Source organism: Klebsiella sp. NPDC088457 (genome assembly GCF_044900465.1).
Lineage (GTDB): Bacteria > Pseudomonadota > Gammaproteobacteria > Enterobacterales > Enterobacteriaceae > Klebsiella.
In genome coordinates this window covers 17366-33693 of record NZ_JBJDNH010000053.1, presented here as the reverse complement: position 1 = coordinate 33693, position 16328 = coordinate 17366, and the positions used below count along the sequence as shown (strand labels likewise).

15 protein-coding genes are annotated in these 16328 nt (G+C 57.5%); 10 read left to right on the top strand and 5 right to left on the bottom strand.

Features of this window, described 5'->3' with window-relative positions:
* Positions 1-198 precede the first annotated feature (198 nt).
* Positions 199-702 carry a cell-envelope stress modulator CpxP gene (gene cpxP / locus ACI2JR_RS24445; protein ID WP_462479675.1) on the bottom strand — a complete coding sequence of 168 codons (504 nt, stop codon included), beginning with the start codon at positions 700-702 and terminating at the stop codon, positions 199-201.
* 149 nt (positions 703-851) lie between these two features.
* On the opposite strand from cpxP, the gene cpxR reads away from it, so the two are divergent.
* Complete coding sequence (gene cpxR, locus ACI2JR_RS24440; protein ID WP_004203671.1) at positions 852-1550, top strand: envelope stress response regulator transcription factor CpxR; 699 nt, start codon at positions 852-854, stop codon at positions 1548-1550.
* A complete protein-coding gene (gene cpxA / locus ACI2JR_RS24435; protein ID WP_004869367.1) occupies positions 1547-2920 on the top strand; it encodes an envelope stress sensor histidine kinase CpxA in 1374 nt (457 codons plus the stop codon). The genes cpxR and cpxA overlap by 4 nt, the downstream gene beginning before the upstream one ends.
* Before the next feature lie 98 nt (positions 2921-3018).
* Here cpxA and yiiM read toward each other — a convergent pair whose 3' ends face one another.
* Both yiiM and sodA read right to left on the bottom strand, forming a co-directional pair.
* Complete coding sequence (yiiM, locus tag ACI2JR_RS24430; protein WP_462479674.1) at positions 3019-3693, bottom strand: 6-hydroxyaminopurine reductase; 675 nt, start codon at positions 3691-3693, stop codon at positions 3019-3021.
* A 70-nt stretch (positions 3694-3763) separates the two neighbouring features.
* Entirely contained in the window at positions 3764-4384 is a 621-nt protein-coding gene (gene sodA, locus ACI2JR_RS24425; RefSeq protein WP_462479673.1) for a superoxide dismutase [Mn], read from the bottom strand.
* A gap of 292 nt (positions 4385-4676) precedes the next feature.
* Between sodA and rhaT the strand changes: the two genes are divergently transcribed.
* On the top strand, positions 4677-5711 hold the full coding sequence (gene rhaT / locus ACI2JR_RS24420) for an L-rhamnose/proton symporter RhaT (protein ID WP_462479672.1): 1035 nt from the start codon (positions 4677-4679) through the stop codon (positions 5709-5711).
* On the opposite strand, the gene rhaR is transcribed toward rhaT, so the two are convergent.
* Both rhaR and rhaS (ACI2JR_RS24410) read right to left on the bottom strand, forming a co-directional pair.
* Complete coding sequence (rhaR, locus tag ACI2JR_RS24415; protein ID WP_462479671.1) at positions 5708-6565, bottom strand: HTH-type transcriptional activator RhaR; 858 nt, start codon at positions 6563-6565, stop codon at positions 5708-5710. The genes rhaT and rhaR overlap by 4 nt on opposite strands.
* Before the next feature lie 73 nt (positions 6566-6638).
* Complete coding sequence (rhaS, locus tag ACI2JR_RS24410; protein WP_462479670.1) at positions 6639-7475, bottom strand: HTH-type transcriptional activator RhaS; 837 nt, start codon at positions 7473-7475, stop codon at positions 6639-6641.
* Positions 7476-7787: 312 nt separating this feature from the next.
* On the opposite strand from rhaS (ACI2JR_RS24410), the gene rhaB reads away from it, so the two are divergent.
* The 7 genes from rhaB to ACI2JR_RS24375 all read left to right on the top strand — a co-directional run bounded on the left by rhaB (position 7788) and on the right by ACI2JR_RS24375 (position 16315).
* Entirely contained in the window at positions 7788-9254 is a 1467-nt protein-coding gene (gene rhaB / locus ACI2JR_RS24405; protein WP_462479669.1) for a rhamnulokinase, read from the top strand.
* Positions 9251-10510 (top strand): L-rhamnose isomerase, encoded by a 1260-nt coding sequence (rhaA, locus tag ACI2JR_RS24400; RefSeq protein ID WP_132731801.1) that lies wholly within the window; start codon positions 9251-9253, stop codon positions 10508-10510. Before rhaB ends, rhaA begins: the two co-directional genes overlap by 4 nt.
* A 170-nt stretch (positions 10511-10680) precedes the next feature.
* Positions 10681-11511: a rhamnulose-1-phosphate aldolase gene (gene rhaD, locus ACI2JR_RS24395; RefSeq protein WP_462479668.1), complete on the top strand. Its 831-nt coding sequence runs from the start codon at positions 10681-10683 to the stop codon at positions 11509-11511.
* A 250-nt stretch (positions 11512-11761) separates the two neighbouring features.
* Positions 11762-12748, top strand: coding sequence for a rhamnose ABC transporter substrate-binding protein (gene rhaS, locus ACI2JR_RS24390; protein ID WP_462479667.1), 987 nt, complete (start codon positions 11762-11764; stop codon positions 12746-12748).
* Between the two features lie 50 nt (positions 12749-12798).
* Positions 12799-14310, top strand: a complete 1512-nt coding sequence (locus ACI2JR_RS24385) for a sugar ABC transporter ATP-binding protein (RefSeq protein WP_462479666.1) — start codon at positions 12799-12801, stop codon at positions 14308-14310.
* Positions 14310-15314, top strand: a complete 1005-nt coding sequence (locus tag ACI2JR_RS24380; RefSeq protein WP_462479665.1) for an ABC transporter permease — start codon at positions 14310-14312, stop codon at positions 15312-15314. Before ACI2JR_RS24385 ends, ACI2JR_RS24380 begins: the two co-directional genes overlap by 1 nt.
* On the top strand, positions 15311-16315 hold the full coding sequence (locus ACI2JR_RS24375) for an ABC transporter permease (RefSeq protein WP_462479664.1): 1005 nt from the start codon (positions 15311-15313) through the stop codon (positions 16313-16315). Before ACI2JR_RS24380 ends, ACI2JR_RS24375 begins: the two co-directional genes overlap by 4 nt.
* The last annotated feature ends 13 nt before the right edge of the window (positions 16316-16328 follow it).

Sequence of the window (16328 nt, the reverse complement as noted above, 5' to 3'; positions counted from 1 at the left end):
AATTGCGGCATAAAGAGCGCCCCGAAGTGTCCACATACTGTCCACGCTTCGGGAAATTTGAAAGTGCTCCAAACCTTCACAACTCTTTTTAAGTCGTTGTTTTGGCTTGAATGCAGAGGTAAGTGATTGATAAAAAAAACCCCTCCATCATGGAGGGGAAGACAGGGATGGTGTCTATGGCAAGGAAAACAGGGTTTACTACTGGGGTTGCACGGTATTGCTACTACTCGACAGCATGGTTGCTGAACCTTTTTGCATCCTTACAACCTCACGCAACTGATCCATTCGTTGCTGGTGTTTCGCATTGAGAACCGCTTGCTGCTCCGGCGTTAGCAGGTGATACATCTGGTTGCGGACCTTCGCCATTTCAATCTGGCGAGCAACCTGCTCCTGAGCCATCTTATCGGCCTGAGCGCGCACAGCGTTCTCATCAAAATTTTCTGCGGTGACAAGGCGATGCATTGTCTCCATTTCGCTAACATTAATGGGTTGCCGGTCATGGCGTGCCCGTTGCATAAGATCTCGTAACTGCTGTCGTTGCTGTTCGGTTAGACTTATGCCGTCAAACATATGACTCTGGCTGCTGCGCTGTGCCCCATCGTCTCCGGGGAGCCAGTTAACGCTGGTAACGACTTCAGCGGCCTGGCTATATGCACTTAGCGCCAGCGTTGAGGCCATGACGGCAGCAATAACATTGCGCATCACATACTCCCAAAACGTTTGTGTCGCGATTCAACGAGAGCCAGTCTACGATTCGGGCTGCAAACATGCGTCAGGGGGTGTAAAACAACGTAAAGTCATGGATTAGCGAGCCTTGATGACGTAATTTCTGCCTCGGAGGTATTTAAACAATGAATAAAATCCTGTTAGTTGATGATGACCGGGAGCTCACCTCCCTGTTAAAAGAGCTGCTCGATATGGAAGGATTTAACGTGCTCGTAGCCCATGACGGGGAACAGGCGCTGGCCCTTCTGGACGACAGCATCGATTTACTTTTACTTGATGTGATGATGCCGAAGAAAAACGGTATCGATACGCTTAAAGAGTTGCGTCAGACACACCAGACCCCGGTTATCATGCTAACTGCCCGCGGCAGCGAGCTGGATCGCGTTCTCGGCCTTGAGCTGGGCGCGGATGACTACCTACCTAAGCCGTTTAACGATCGTGAACTGGTGGCGCGCATACGCGCGATTCTGCGTCGTTCTCACTGGAGCGAGCAGCAACAAACCACCGAAGCCGGCTCACCGACGCTGGAAGTTGACGCGTTGAGCCTCAACCCAGGCCGTCAGGAAGCCAATTTTGACGGGCAAACGCTGGAGCTGACCGGTACCGAGTTCACCCTGCTCTACCTGCTGGCGCAGCATCTTGGTCAGGTGGTGTCACGTGAACATCTGAGTCAGGAGGTGTTGGGCAAACGCCTGACGCCATTTGACCGCGCCATCGATATGCATATTTCCAACCTGCGGCGTAAGCTGCCGGAGCGTAAAGACGGTCATCCGTGGTTTAAAACCCTGCGCGGCCGTGGCTACCTGATGGTTTCAGCTTCATGATTGGAAGTTTAACCGCACGCATCTTCGCTATTTTCTGGCTCACGCTGGCGCTGGTGTTGATGCTGGTTCTGATGTTGCCCAAGCTGGATTCGCGCCAGATGACCGAACTCCTGGAAAGCGAGCAGCGCCAGGGCACCATGATCGAACAGCACGTCGAGGCCGAACTGGCGACCGATCCGCCAAATGACCTGATGTGGTGGCGGCGTCTGTTCCGCGCCATCGATAAGTGGGCCCCGCCGGGACAGCGTTTACTGCTGGTCACCAGCGAAGGGCGCGTTATCGGCGCAGAACGCAACGAAATGCAGATCATTCGTAACTTTATCGGCCAGGCCGATAATGCCGATCATCCGCAGAAAAAACGCTACGGGCGCCTGGAAATGGTCGGGCCGTTTTCCGTCAGGGATGGGGAAGATAATTACCAGCTCTATCTTATCCGCCCTGCCAGCACCTCCCAATCCGATTTTATCAACCTGCTGTTCGACCGCCCGTTACTGCTGCTGATTGTCACGATGCTGGTCAGTTCACCGCTGCTGCTGTGGCTCGCGTGGAGCCTGGCCAAGCCGGCGCGTAAGCTGAAAAATGCCGCCGATGAGGTCGCGCAAGGCAACCTGCGTCAGCATCCTGAGCTGGAAGCCGGCCCGCAGGAGTTTTTAGCCGCCGGGGCCAGTTTTAACCAGATGGTGACGGCGCTGGAGCGGATGATGACCGGCCAGCAGCGTTTGTTGTCCGATATTTCCCACGAACTGCGTACGCCGCTTACGCGCCTGCAGCTCGGCACCGCCTTGCTGCGCCGTCGCAGCGGCGAGAGCAAAGAGCTTGAGCGTATTGAGACGGAAGCCCACCGGCTGGACAGCATGATCAACGACCTGCTGGTGATGTCGCGCAACCAGGCGAACAACGCCCTGGTGAGCGAAACGGTGAAAGCCAATCAGCTATGGGGTGAAGTGCTGGATAACGCCGCATTCGAGGCTGAGCAGGTTGGCAAATCCTTCACCGTGGAGTATCCGCCGGGTCCCTGGCCGCTGTACGGCAACCCCAATGCGCTGGAAAGCGCGCTGGAGAATATCGTGCGCAACGCGCTGCGCTACTCGCATACCAAAATTTCGGTCAGTTTTTCGGTGGATAAAGACGGCATCACGGTTAACGTCGATGACGACGGTCCGGGCGTCAGCCCGGAGGATCGCGAGCAGATTTTCCGTCCGTTCTACCGTACCGACGAAGCGCGCGATCGCGAGTCTGGCGGCACCGGTCTGGGACTGGCGATTGTCGAAGCGGCGATTCAACAGCATCGCGGTTGGGTCAAAGCCGATGACAGCCCATTAGGCGGTTTACGCCTGACGATCTGGCTGCCGTTGTATAAGCGCACCTGATACGTTCATCCCCGGCTCGCGCTGCGCTTAGCCGGGCTACACGTAGTGAACTGCGCAACCCTCGTAGCCCGGATAAGGCGTTGGCGCCTGTGGGGAAATTATTTTCCCCACAGGCGGCGCGAAGCATCCTCGATTTTTCCGCTCAGACGTCGTTTCTGCATGGTCCGGGTCCAGCTCGCCGACAGTCCTGCCGCAGACAGCAGGCGATGATACTGCTCATCGTCGAACGGCAGGTGCCAGGCTATCGCCCCGGCTTCCTGAACGCTCACGTCGCTCACCCGGGAGACCCGTTCCAGCGGCGCATCGCTGGAGACCTGCCCGCCCGCCACCACGCGATACAGCCAGCCTGTTTGGCCATTGTTCTGCATCAGCTGCGCCATATCGCTGATGCCAAAATGGAAATTGAGTTTAAAACATGGCGATCGGGGCTGCGTAACCTGAATCAGCGCCTCGCCCCAGCGGAAGATATCGCCGATATTGACGTTTTTCTCGGTCAGCCCTTCGGTAGAAAGATTTTCGCCAAAGGCCGGGGAGCAGAACAGATCGGCCTGCTCGGGGAATTCGCGGATCCAGTCGGCATAGTGCTCGCGCGGGTAGTGGCACAGCGCGCGATCCGGCCCGCCATGAATTTTCTTTTCCGCCTGCTCATCGCCTTCCAGCCCAAGCTCGCCGAGGGTTAACTCGCCATCGACCTGAATTTTATCAATCGCGCTCGGGCGGCTGCCGGGATAGTCGCGGACGCGACCGATGTAGACATTTAGCGGATAGTGCATCTGCTGCTCCTTGTGCCGATACAAAAAAAGCGAGTCATCAGACTCGCTTCTCGTTCAGCACAATGCAACCTTATTTTTTGGCGGCAAAACGCGCTGCTGCTTCGTCCCAGTTAACCACGTTCCAGAACTCTTTGATGTAGTCCGGGCGACGGTTCTGGAATTTCAGGTAGTAAGCGTGTTCCCATACGTCCAGGCCCAGAATCGGGAAGCCGGAAACGCCAGAAATAGCTTCACCCATCAGCGGGGAGTCCTGGTTTGCGGTAGAAACCACGGCCAGTTTGTCGCCTTTCAGTACCAGCCACGCCCAGCCGGAACCGAAACGGGTCGCTGCCGCTTTTTCAAACTCAGCTTTGAAGTTATCAACGGAACCGAAATCACGTTCGATCGCGGCTTTCAGGTCACCCTGCAGGGTCGTGCCGGTTTTCAGGCCTTTCCAGAACAGGCTGTGGTTCGCGTGGCCGCCTGCGTTGTTACGCAGAACGCCTTTTTTGTCAGCCGGCAGCTGATCCAGTTTAGCGATCAGTTCTTCAACAGGCAGGCTGGCGAATTCTGGCAGGCTTTCCAGCGCCGCGTTGGCGTTGTTAACGTAGGCCTGGTGGTGTTTAGTGTGATGGATTTCCATCGTCTGCTTATCGAAGTGCGGTTCCAGGGCGTCATAAGCGTACGGCAGGGCTGGTAGTGTATAACTCATAATCCTCTCCATTATTGTCAAGCGGCAGGAAGTGTTAAGGCCGCGTAAGCAGTTGGTTCATTATAGTTAATTAAATGATATTGAAAACGCTTATCAATGCCGTATTTTTAATAAGGTTATAACTGCAAGGCATAGGCGCATTTTTGTGAGCTGGAACAAGTAATTAAGCCGTTGATTGCCAGGGTTCAACATCACATGGCAACAGCCTGAAGGTGAAAAAACTGACCGATTTTTACACTCATCGTGTCGGAAGAAGATTTATCCGATAAAAAAATAGATGAGGATAAAATCAATGAGTCACGCGATTACGATGGGTATTTTTTGGCATTTGATAGGTGCGGCCAGTGCAGCCTGTTTCTATGCCCCGTTCAAACAAGTTAAACAGTGGTCATGGGAAACCATGTGGTCTATCGGCGGGATTGTCTCCTGGCTGGTTCTTCCGTGGGCCATTAGCGCCATGCTGCTGCCCGATTTCTGGGCCTATTACCGCTCTTTCAACGCCTCCACGCTGCTGCCGGTATTTCTGTTTGGCGCCATGTGGGGGATCGGCAACATCAATTACGGCCTGACGATGCGCTACCTCGGTATGTCGATGGGGATCGGTATCGCGATTGGTATCACCTTGATTGTCGGCACCCTGATGACCCCGATTATCAACGGCCAGTTCGCGATATTAATTCACACCCAGGGCGGCCAGATGACCTTGCTCGGGGTGCTGGTGGCGGTGGTTGGCGTTGCCATCGTCACGCGGGCAGGCCAGCTGAAAGAGCGCAAAATGGGCTTTAAAGCCGAAGATTTCAACCTGAAAAAAGGGCTGATGCTGGCGGTGATGTGCGGTGTTTTTTCCGCCGGCATGTCTTTTGCGATGAACGCCGCCCGGCCGATGCACGATGCCGCGGCAGCATTGGGCGTCGATCCGCTGTACACCGCCCTGCCCAGCTACGTGGTGATTATGGGCGGCGGCGCGCTGGTCAACCTTGGCTTTTGCTTTATTCGCCTGGCGAAAGTGAAAAGTCTGTCGCTCAGAGCCGACTTCTCGCTGGCCAAACCGCTGATCGTGGCCAACGTGCTGCTGTCGGCGCTTGGCGGCCTGATGTGGTACCTGCAGTTCTTCTTCTATGCCTGGGGTCACGCCAGCATTCCCGCGCAGTATGACTACATGAGCTGGATGCTGCATATGAGCTTCTATGTGCTGTGCGGCGGCCTGGTCGGGCTGGTGCTGAAGGAGTGGAACAACGCCGGCCGTCGGCCGGTCAGCGTGTTAAGCCTGGGCTGCGTGGTGATTATTATCGCCGCCAATATCGTCGGCCTCGGGATGGCGAACTAACCCTCCCAGGCGGCAACGCGGCTGCGTTGCCGCCACTGTCCGGGGGTCATGCCAATTTCCCGGTTGAACACCACGGAAAAGTAGTTGCTGTCTTCAAACCCGCACTGCATGGCGATTTCGCCAATCAACCGCTCCGTATGCTGCAATAAATACTGCGCGTGGCAAATCCGCAGCTGCCGCAGATAGTGGTTAATCGTCATCCCGGTCTGCTGGCGAAACTGCTGGCGTAGCGCGCGTTCGCCGCACCCTTCCCGCAGACAAAAGCGGTCGAGGACAAAAGGCCGGTTCAGGCTGCCCGCCAGTTCGGTCAGCAGTTTATCGAGGAGCGTTTCGCTTTGGGTCGCCGCCAGGTTATCGGTGGCATAGCGGTGACGCTGGAGAACCAGCACCAGCTGCGCAAACAGCAGCTCGGCCATGTTATTCGCCTGCGCGTCGCCGCGGGAGCTCTCCTGCTCGAGCTGGGTAATCACCTGGCGCACCTGGGTCATACCGGAGCTGCCGATCCGCCAGTGCGGGATCCACGGCGTGCCAAACAGACCGGGAATATGAGCCGCCCAGTCAAAATTCAGCCGCAGCCGGTCCGGGCAATAAATCACGTTTTGCAGGACTAAATCGTTAACCGAAGCATAGGAGTGTTTATCTTCGGCGCGAATGTAGAACAGATCGCCACGGGTGATGCGCCAGGGACGATCGTTAAGGACGTGCAGGCCGTTTCCACGCCACACCAGCACCAGCTCACAGAACTCGTGGGTATGCTCGGCGAAGACATTTTGCGGGTAACGATCGGCGACCGCTACCGCCTGAGAAGGAGAAGCAAAAAACTCATCTTTGCGAAGAATCAGCTGACCGGCCACGACAAGAACTCCACCGCCAAAAAACATTTTATTATTGGCGTTTTTGCTGGCTAAAACGTTGACTGCTCTCGCGTTACTGAAGAATAGCGTCCCGCCCCTGGCGAATATCGCGCGGCGACCATGAAAACTCCCGGCGAAAAAGCGTCGAAAAGTGGTTACTGTCGCCAAATCCGCAGCGATAGGCGATTTCCGTCACGCTTTCATCGCTATGGCGCAGCAGGTGACGCGCCTTCACTAACCGCACCCGGTTGAGGTAGCGCTGCGGCGTCAAACCCGTTTGCTGCTTAAGCTGACGATGCAAGGTCCGCAGCGACAGTGAAAACTTCGCCGCCACCTCCTCCCAGCACACCTCGTCGGCGAAGTGATCTTCCAGCCAGGCCAGCAGATGATTGAGCCGCGCTTCGTTGTCCGCCGCCTCTTCCGCAAGGCTGCTTTTACGCAGCAGCACCAGCAGTTGCATAAACAGAATCTCGCGGCCGGCGATGGTATGCATATCCGCTTCGTGGCCGGCATGGTCCAGCCGATCGACAATCTGCCGTACCTGCTGCAACACCGTCTGATTCACCCGCCAGTGGGAGAGATAGTTTCCCTCCTGCTCCTGGGGCAACAGCTGATTAACCCCGTTGAGAAAGCGAAAGGCATCCGGCGCGCGATACAGCACGTTGGTCAGACACAAATTGTCGGTGTGCTCATAGAGATGACGGTCGTGATCGCGAATAAAACACACCGAGCCACCGCTGATGGTATAGGGCTGCCCGTTAAAAACGTGGATCCCGGTGCCGTGCTCAACGATGACGATTTCATGGAAATCGTGGTGATGTTCCGGAAACGCCGACTGAGGAAGGCGTGGCTCAATGGCAACAGCAGAAGTCCCGGACTTAAAGAAATCCACACTGTGCAATATGGTCATAGCTGCGCCCTCGAAATGAGAAATGTTATCAATCAGTGAAGCAAATAGTAATTAAGGGTTAGCATTCCGGCCTTCAATTTTTGACCGCAAAATTCGTAAAGCCTGCCGCATTTTCAAGAAATAGCCGGAAAGATCGGGAACTGCGGACAACATCACATCCCTGACCGTCCCGCTGATTAAGCGAAATTGTGACCTCTCTCACGGTCACCTTTGCTTTGTTGCCAGCCGCCAATTTTCCCTGTCCGTGGCAAGAAGGTCGGCGGCGCATGACTTTTTTAGACTGCTGACAATGATTTTCACAAGGATCTCCCCATGAGCTTTCGTCATTGTGTAGCCGTTGATTTAGGCGCCTCCAGCGGGCGGGTCATGCTTGCCCGCTACGACCGCGCGCAGCGTGCGCTGACGCTGCGTGAGATTCATCGTTTCACCAATAGTCTGCGCAAGGTGGCGGGCTATGACTGTTGGGATATCGACCGTCTGGAAGGCGAAATTCGCCGCGGGCTGGCAAAGGTCTGCGAACAGGGAATCGCCATCGATAGCATCGGTATTGATACCTGGGGCGTGGATTATGTGCTGCTGAACGAGCAGGGGCAACGCGTCGGCCTACCGATCTCCTACCGCGACGCTCGCACCCACGGTCTGATGCAGCATGCTGAAGAGCAGATAGGACGCGCCGAGATCTACCGTCGCAGCGGCATCCAGTTTATGCCCTTCAACACCCTGTATCAGCTGCGCGCACTGGTTGAACAACAGCCTGAACTGGTCAGCCAGGCCGTGCATGCGCTGCTGATCCCCGACTATTTCAGCTTCCGTCTGACCGGCAGGATGAACTGGGAATACACCAACGCCACCACCACCCAGCTGGTCAATATTGATAGCGATAGCTGGGATGACGACCTGCTGAGCTGGACCGGGGCGCCGCGCGCGTGGTTCGGCACGCCGCGTCATCCGGGTAACGTGATCGGCCACTGGACGTGTCCGCAGGGGAACGCCATTCCGGTGGTCGCTGTCGCCAGTCACGATACCGCCAGCGCGGTGATCGCCGCGCCGCTGTCCTCTCAGAACGCCGCTTATCTCTCTTCCGGCACCTGGTCGCTGATGGGCTTTGAAAGCCGAACGCCTTACACCAGCAGCGAAGCGCTGAAGGCCAATATCACCAATGAAGGCGGTGCCGAAGGGCGCTATCGGGTGTTGAAAAATATCATGGGGCTCTGGCTGCTACAGCGGGTGTTGCAAGAGCAAAACATCGGTGAACTCTCTACGCTGATCGCCCGCGGCGAGCGGCTTCCGGCCTGCCGCTTTGTGATTGATTGCAACGACGACCGTTTTATCAATCCGCCCAATATGAGCGGCGAAATTCAGGCCGCCTGCCGCGAATCCGGGCAGCCGGTACCCATGGAGGCCGTCGAACTGGCGCGCTGCATTTTCGACAGCCTCGCTCTGCTCTACGCCCGCGTGCTCAACGAACTCATCCGGCTGCGCGGACAGCCGTTCAGCCAGCTGCATATCGTGGGCGGCGGCTGCCAGAACGCGCTGCTCAACCAGCTGTGCGCCGACGCCTGCGGCATCACGGTGGTCGCCGGCCCTGTCGAGGCCTCTACGCTGGGCAATATCGGTATCCAGCTGATGACGCTGGATGAGCTGAATAACGTCGACGATTTCCGTCAGGTGGTGCGCCACAACTCTGCGCTCACCACGTTTACCCCCAATCCTGAAAACGAAATTGCCCGCTTCGTGGCGCAGTTTCAGTCGCAACAGAATAAGGAGCTTTGCGCATGACCACTCAACTTGAACAAGCCTGGGAGATTGCTAAACAGCGCTACGCGACCGTCGGCGTAGATGTCGAGGAGGCCTTGCGCCAGCTGGACCGCCTACCGGTGTCAATGCACTGCTGGCAGGGCGATGACGTCGCCGGCTTCGAAAACCCGGAAGGAAATTTAACCGGCGGCATCCAGGCAACGGGCAATTATCCGGGCAAAGCGCGCAACGCCAGCGAACTGCGCGCCGATCTTGAGCAGGCGCTGAGCCTGATCCCCGGACCAAAACGCCTGAATCTGCACGCCCTTTATCTGGAATCGCAGACGCCGGTTGCGCGCAATGAAATCAAACCGGAACACTTCAGAAACTGGGTTGAGTGGGCCAAAGCCAACAAACTGGGGCTGGATTTTAACCCGTCCTGTTTCTCACACCCGCTGAGCGCCGACGGCTTTACCCTGTCGCACGCCAATGATGAGATCCGCCAGTTCTGGATCGATCACTGCAAGGCCAGCCGCCGCGTCTCGGCGTATTTCGGCGAACAGCTCGGCACCCCGTCGGTGATGAATATCTGGATCCCGGACGGCATGAAGGACATCACCGTTGACCGCTTCGCGCCGCGCCAGCGTCTGCTGAATGCGCTGGATGAAGTGATTAGCGAAAAACTCGACCCGGCGCACCATATCGATGCCGTGGAGAGCAAGCTGTTTGGCATCGGTGCCGAAAGCTACACCGTCGGCTCCAACGAGTTCTACATGGGCTACGCTACCAGCCGCCAGACCGCGCTGTGCCTCGATGCCGGTCACTTCCATCCCACGGAGGTGATTTCCGACAAGATCTCCGCCGCCATGCTCTATATCCCGCGCCTGCTGCTGCACGTCAGCCGCCCGGTCCGCTGGGATAGCGACCACGTGGTGCTGCTGGACGATGAAACCCAGGCGATCGCCAGCGAAATCATCCGTCACAACCTGTTTGACCGCGTACATATCGGCCTCGATTTCTTTGATGCTTCCATCAACCGCATCGCGGCATGGGTTATCGGTACTCGCAATATGAAGAAAGCGCTGCTGCGCGCGCTGCTGGAACCGACGGCACAGCTGCGTCAGCTGGAAGGCGATGGCGATTACACCGCCCGTCTGGCGCTGCTGGAAGAGCAAAAATGCCTGCCGTGGCAGGCGATCTGGGAGATGTACTGCCAGCGTCATGACACCCCGGCCGGTAGCCAGTGGCTGGATAGCGTACGGGCTTACGAAAAAGCGGTTCTGAGCCAGCGCGGATAATGCCGGATTTTCCCCCGGGTCGCGGCTGACGCCTGACCCGGGCTACGGATCGGCGCATTCTGCTCGTCCGGATAAGCCGTTTGCGACGCCATCACAGGACCCACGGCAGATAAACAACCTATTTACGGTGGGGGCAATCTCCGCACCGAATGAACAGGAAACACAAGACTATGCATAACATCATCCATTCCTGGTTCGTCCAGGGCATGATTAAAGCCACTTCCGATGCCTGGCTGAAGGGCTGGGACGAACGCAACGGCGGTAACCTGACGCTGCGCCTGGACGAAGCGGATATCGAACCGTTTACCGCCGATTTTCACGCCAGGCCGCGCTATATCGCCCTCAGTCAGCCGATGCCGGCGCTGGCGAACCAGCCGTTTATCGTGACCGGTTCCGGCAAATTTTTCCGCAACGTCCAGCTCGATCCCGCCGCCAATCTAGGGGTGGTCAAAGTCGACAGCGACGGCGCGGGTTATCACGTGTTATGGGGCCTGGAGGAGGATGCGGTACCGACCTCGGAATTACCGGCGCATTTCCTCTCCCATAGCGAGCGCATCAAACTGACCCACGGTAAAGACCGCGTAATCATGCACTGCCACGCCACCAACCTGATCGCCCTGACCTATGTGCTGGAGAACGACAGCGATCTGTTCACCCGCAAACTGTGGGAAGGCAGTACCGAATGCCTGGTGGTCTTCCCGGACGGCGTCGGCATTCTACCGTGGATGGTGCCGGGTACCGATGAAATCGGCCAGGCCACCTCCCAGGAAATGCGCCAGCATTCGCTGGTGCTGTGGCCCTTCCACGGCGTCTTCGGCAGCGGCCCGACGCTGGACGAAACCTTCGGTCTGATCGACACCGCCGAAAAATCCGCCGAAGTGCTGGTGAAAGTCTATTCCATGGGCGGCATGAAGCAGACCATCACCCGCGAAGAGCTCATCGCGCTGGGCAAACGCTTTGCGGTACAACCCATGCAGTCCGCCTTAGATCTGTATCAATAACAACATCGCGCCCCGCTCACGGAGACGGGGCGAACTCTGTCACCTGCAAATCATTCCCTGAGTATTGCGCCATGCAGGAAGGCGGCGTCGCAGCTCCCCGGAGCTGACAAATCGGCAAGAAGCCGATTTGAACGCCGCTTGCAGCAGTCCCAAAGGGGCGAGGTCCACGGACAGACCGGGTACGACAAGCCAAGGCATCTGCAAGGCGCAAGACGACGGGAAGCTAACTCAATCATGTGGAGTAAAAGCAATGAAAATAAAACCAAGCTTGATCCTCACCGTTGCCGCCCTGGCGCTGTCCGGTTCCGCTTTAGCAGAAGTCAAAATCGCCCTGGTGGCGAAATCGTTGGGAAATGGATTCTTCGAAGCAGCGAACGTCGGCGCACAGGAAGCGGCCAAAGAGTTAGGCGATGTGAAAGTGATCTATACCGGGCCGACCACCACCACGGCGGAAGCGCAGATCGAAGTACTGAACGGATTGATCGCCCAGGGAGTGGATGCGATCGCTATCTCCGCCAACGATCCTGACGCCGTGGTCCCGGTACTGAAAAAAGCCATGCAGCGCGGTATTAAGGTCGTCTCCTGGGACTCCGGCGTCTCCCCGGCGGGGCGGCAGATTCATTTAAATCCCTCCAATAATGCCTTGATTGGCGAAACCAACGTTAAGCTTGCCGCCGATGCCTTAAAAGCGCTGAATGTTGAAAAAGGGGAGGTGGCCGTGTTAAGCGCCACCCCGACCTCCACGAACCAGAATATCTGGATTGCGGAGATGAAAAAGGTGCTGCCGAAGTATCCGTCCGTCGATCTGGTCACCGTCGCCTATGGTGACGATCTGTCTGATAAAAGCTACCGCGAAGCGGTGGGCCTGCTGAAGTCATATCCCGATCTGAAAGTCATCGTTTCCCCTTCATCGGTAGGGATCGTTGCCGCCGCGCAGGCGGTGAAGGATCAGGGCAAAATCGGCAAGGTCTACGTGACCGGGCTGGGGCTACCGTCGGAAATGGCCGGGGCGATTAAGTCCGGCGCCAGCAAAAGCTTCGCTATCTGGAACCCGATTGACCTTGGCTACGCCGCCACCTATCTGGCCGACGACTTAGTCAAAGGCACGGCGACGAAAACCGAAGCCAGCATGGGCAAGCTGGGCAAAGTGATGCTGGATGCCGACGGTAACGGGGCGATGGCCGAGCCGTTCGTCTACGATGCCAGCAACATCGATAAATTCTCAAAAATCTTTTGACCCCGCTCCCCTCTCCCTGCGCGGGAGAGGGGAAAAACTGGAGAATTATCATGACGGCATCCACTCCTCTGCTGTCGCTTAAGGGCATCACCAAGGTTTTTCCTGGTGTACGTGCCCTTGAGAACGTACAGCTCGATCTCTGGCCCGGCAAAGTCACCGCCTTAATTGGCGAGAACGGCGCGGGCAAATCCACGCTGGTCAAAGTGATGACCGGCATTTATCAGCCCGAAGAGGGCGAAATTCTCTATAAAGCGATCCCAATCCAGCTACCGAACCCGGAGTCGGCACATAAGGTCGGGATCACCGCCATTCATCAGGAAACCGTGCTGTTTGACGAGCTCTCAGTCACCGAGAATATTTTCGCCGGCCAGTATCTGCATACCGGCCTGCTGAAAAAGCTCGACTGGCCCGCCATGCACCGTAAAGCCAGCGAGATCCTCAACCGTCTTGAGGTGCAGATTGACCCGCGCGCTACGCTGAAAACCCTGAGCATCGCCCAGCGTCATATGGTAGCCATTGCCCGGGCGCTCTCTTTTGCAGCCCAGGTGGTGATTCTTGATGAGCCGACCGCCGCGCTTTCTCAGCATGAAATCCTGGAATTTTATCAAATCGTTGAGCGTCTGAAACAGGAGGGGAAAGCGATTCTGTTTATCTCGCATAAGTTCGACGAGATTTTCGAACTGGCGGACTACTACACCATTCTGCGCGACGGCGCTTACGTCAGCTCCGGCGCGATTAACGACATCACCGAAGAGCGGATGGTAGCGATGATGGTCGGTCGCGCCATCACTCAAACCTACCCAAAAGTCGACTCGCCCCCCGGGGAGACGGTGCTGGAGGTGAAAGACCTCAGCCATCCCACCGAGTTCGCGCATATCAACTTCAACCTGCGCAAAGGGGAAATTCTCGGCTTTTACGGCCTGGTCGGCGCCGGGCGTACCGAGCTGATGCAGGCGCTGTCCGGGGTTTCGCATCCCTCTTCCGGCGAGATCGTACTGAAAGGCAAAAGCATGCGCTTTCGTCAGCCTGCCGATGCCATCAGCGCCGGTATCGTCTGCGTCCCGGAGGAACGGCAGAAGCAGGGGGCGATTATTGCCCTGTCGATCGCCCAGAACATCAGCCTGCCGCAGCTGCGCAAACTCAACCCCCGCGGCGTGCTTAACGCCGCGCGCGAATGGCGGCTGGCCGATGAATACGCCTCGCGCTTACAGGTTAAAGCCTTTAGCTGGCAGCAGGCGGTCGAAACCCTCTCCGGCGGTAATCAGCAAAAAGTGGTGATCGGCAAATGGCTGGCCACCCATCCGGAGGTGATCATCCTTGATGAACCGACGAAGGGGATCGATATCGGTTCCAAAGCGGCGGTACATCAGTTTATGTCCGAACTGGTCAGCCAGGGGCTGGCGGTGATCATGGTGTCGTCAGAGCTGCCGGAAGTGATGGGGATGGCGGATCGCATCATCGTGATGCACGAAGGGCTGATGGTTGCCGAATACCGCGCGGGTGAAGCGACGGCGGAAACCATCGTCAGCGCCGCCAGCGGCATTGGTCAGGAGGCAGCGTAATGTGGCGACAACTGCTTAACCACCGCGAAGCGCTGCTGGCGGCGGTCATCGTGTTGATGATCGGCGCCATCGGCAGCCGGGCGCCGTCGTTTATCGCCCCGGAAAACCTGGTGGAAATGTTTAACGACACCTCGATTCTGATCATTCTCGCGCTTGGCCAGATGATGGTGCTGCTGACGAAAGGTATCGATCTGTCGATGGCCGCCAACCTGGCGCTGACCGGGATGATCGTCGCTCTGCTCAACGCCCACTATCCCGGCGTACCGGTATGGGCGCTGCTGATTCTGGCCACCGTACTGGGGTTGCTGATGGGGGTAATCAACGGCCTGCTGGTCTGGCGTCTCGGTATTCCGGCCATCGTGGTTACGCTCGGTACCATGAGTATCTATCGCGGCATTATCTTTCTGCTCTCCGACGGCGGTTGGGTTAACTCGCACCAGATGAGCGCCGATTTTCTCGGCCTGCCGCGCGCTTCGCTGCTGGGCCTGCCGCTGCTGAGCTGGTGCGCCATCGGCGCGTTGCTGCTGGTCGGCTATTTCTTACGCTATAGCCGCACCGGGCGAGCCCTGTACACCGCAGGCGGCAACGCCACGGCGGCGTATTACACCGGAATTAACGCCGGAAAAATGCAGTTCGTCAGCTTCTGCCTTTCCGGCGCGCTGGCCGGATTCTGCGGCTATCTGTGGATCTCGCGTTTTGCCGTCGCCTACGTCGATGTCGCCAACGGTTTTGAACTGCAGGTGGTCGCCGCCTGCGTTATCGGCGGTATCAGCACCATGGGCGGTACCGGTCGGGTGCTCGGCTGCCTGTGCGGCGCTTTGTTCCTCGGCGTTATCAATAACGCACTGCCGGTAATCGGTATTTCGCCGTTCTGGCAAATGGCGATTTCCGGCGCGGTGATCGTCATTGCGGTGCTGCTTAACGAGCGCGGCAATAGAGGCCACGGACGGTTAATCCTGCGTAACGCGGCGTTAGCCCGGCAGAAACAGGCGGTGAAATCATGAGTAAAATGATGATGTCTGAAGAGATGAAAAGCGCCCCGGTCGCGTCGTCGCCGCTGAGCCGCCTGCTGTGCTGGGAAGGCTTCCTGCTGGCGGTCACCCTGGCGGTATTCGCGGTAAACGCCCTGGCGTCGCCCTACTTCCTCAATATCTGGAATCTGTCGGACGCCACGTTTAACTTCACCGAAAAAGCGATTATCGTGCTGCCGATGGCGATGCTGATTATCGCCCGCGAAATCGACCTCTCGGTGGCCTCAACGATGGCGTTAAGTTCAACGGTCATGGGCTTCTGCGCCGCGGCGGGGATAGACACGCCGCTGCTGGTTGTCATCGGATTGGGCGTCGGCCTGCTGTGCGGCCTGTTTAACGGCATTCTGGTGACGCGCTTTAACCTGTCGTCGATCGTGATCACCATCGGCACCATGAGCCTGTATCGCGGTATGACCTACATCCTGCTGGGCGACAAGGCGCTCAATCACTATCCGGACAGCTTCGCGTGGTTCGGCCAGGGCTACGTGTGGGGGGCGCTGTCATTCGAGTTCGCGCTGTTTATCCTCCTCGCCGCCGCCTTTACCTTCCTGCTGCACAAGACCAACTTCGGCCGCCGGACCTACGCCATCGGCAATAACCCGACCGGGGCCTGGTTTTCCGGGATCAACGTGAAGCGCCACAACCTGGTGCTGTTCGCGCTGGTCGGATTGATGGCCGGGCTGGCCGCGGTACTGCTGACTTCCAGGCTCGGCAGCACCCGTCCAACGCTGGCAATGGGCTGGGAGCTGGCGGTGGTCACCATGGCGGTTCTCGGTGGCGTCAATATTCTCGGCGGTTCCGGCAGCATGGTGGGGGTGATTATCGCCGCCTTCCTGATGGGTCTGGTGACCTTCGGCCTGAGCCTGCTCAACGTACCGGGCATCGTGATGTCGATCATCATCGGCGCGATGCTGATCGTGGTGATCTCGCTGCCGATTATTACGCGGCGGATGATGCAGCGAAGACGGAGTTAATTGCCCCCTGCCC

Bases quoted from the DNA above. Each gene is read 5' to 3' on its own strand.
- cpxP (WP_462479675.1), bottom strand. From the start codon at position 702: ATGCGCAATGTTATTGCTGCCGTCATGGCCTCAACGCTGGCGCTAAGT.
- cpxR (WP_004203671.1), top strand. From the start codon at position 852: ATGAATAAAATCCTGTTAGTTGATGATGACCGGGAGCTCACCTCCCTG.
- cpxA (WP_004869367.1), top strand. From the start codon at position 1,547: ATGATTGGAAGTTTAACCGCACGCATCTTCGCTATTTTCTGGCTCACG.
- yiiM (WP_462479674.1), bottom strand. From the start codon at position 3,693: ATGCACTATCCGCTAAATGTCTACATCGGTCGCGTCCGCGACTATCCC.
- sodA (WP_462479673.1), bottom strand. From the start codon at position 4,384: ATGAGTTATACACTACCAGCCCTGCCGTACGCTTATGACGCCCTGGAA.
- rhaT (WP_462479672.1), top strand. From the start codon at position 4,677: ATGAGTCACGCGATTACGATGGGTATTTTTTGGCATTTGATAGGTGCG.
- rhaS (WP_462479670.1), bottom strand. From the start codon at position 7,475: ATGACCATATTGCACAGTGTGGATTTCTTTAAGTCCGGGACTTCTGCT.
- rhaB (WP_462479669.1), top strand. From the start codon at position 7,788: ATGAGCTTTCGTCATTGTGTAGCCGTTGATTTAGGCGCCTCCAGCGGG.
- rhaA (WP_132731801.1), top strand. From the start codon at position 9,251: ATGACCACTCAACTTGAACAAGCCTGGGAGATTGCTAAACAGCGCTAC.
- rhaD (WP_462479668.1), top strand. From the start codon at position 10,681: ATGCATAACATCATCCATTCCTGGTTCGTCCAGGGCATGATTAAAGCC.
- rhaS (WP_462479667.1), top strand. From the start codon at position 11,762: ATGAAAATAAAACCAAGCTTGATCCTCACCGTTGCCGCCCTGGCGCTG.
- ACI2JR_RS24385 (WP_462479666.1), top strand. From the start codon at position 12,799: ATGACGGCATCCACTCCTCTGCTGTCGCTTAAGGGCATCACCAAGGTT.
- ACI2JR_RS24380 (WP_462479665.1), top strand. From the start codon at position 14,310: ATGTGGCGACAACTGCTTAACCACCGCGAAGCGCTGCTGGCGGCGGTC.
- ACI2JR_RS24375 (WP_462479664.1), top strand. From the start codon at position 15,311: ATGAGTAAAATGATGATGTCTGAAGAGATGAAAAGCGCCCCGGTCGCG.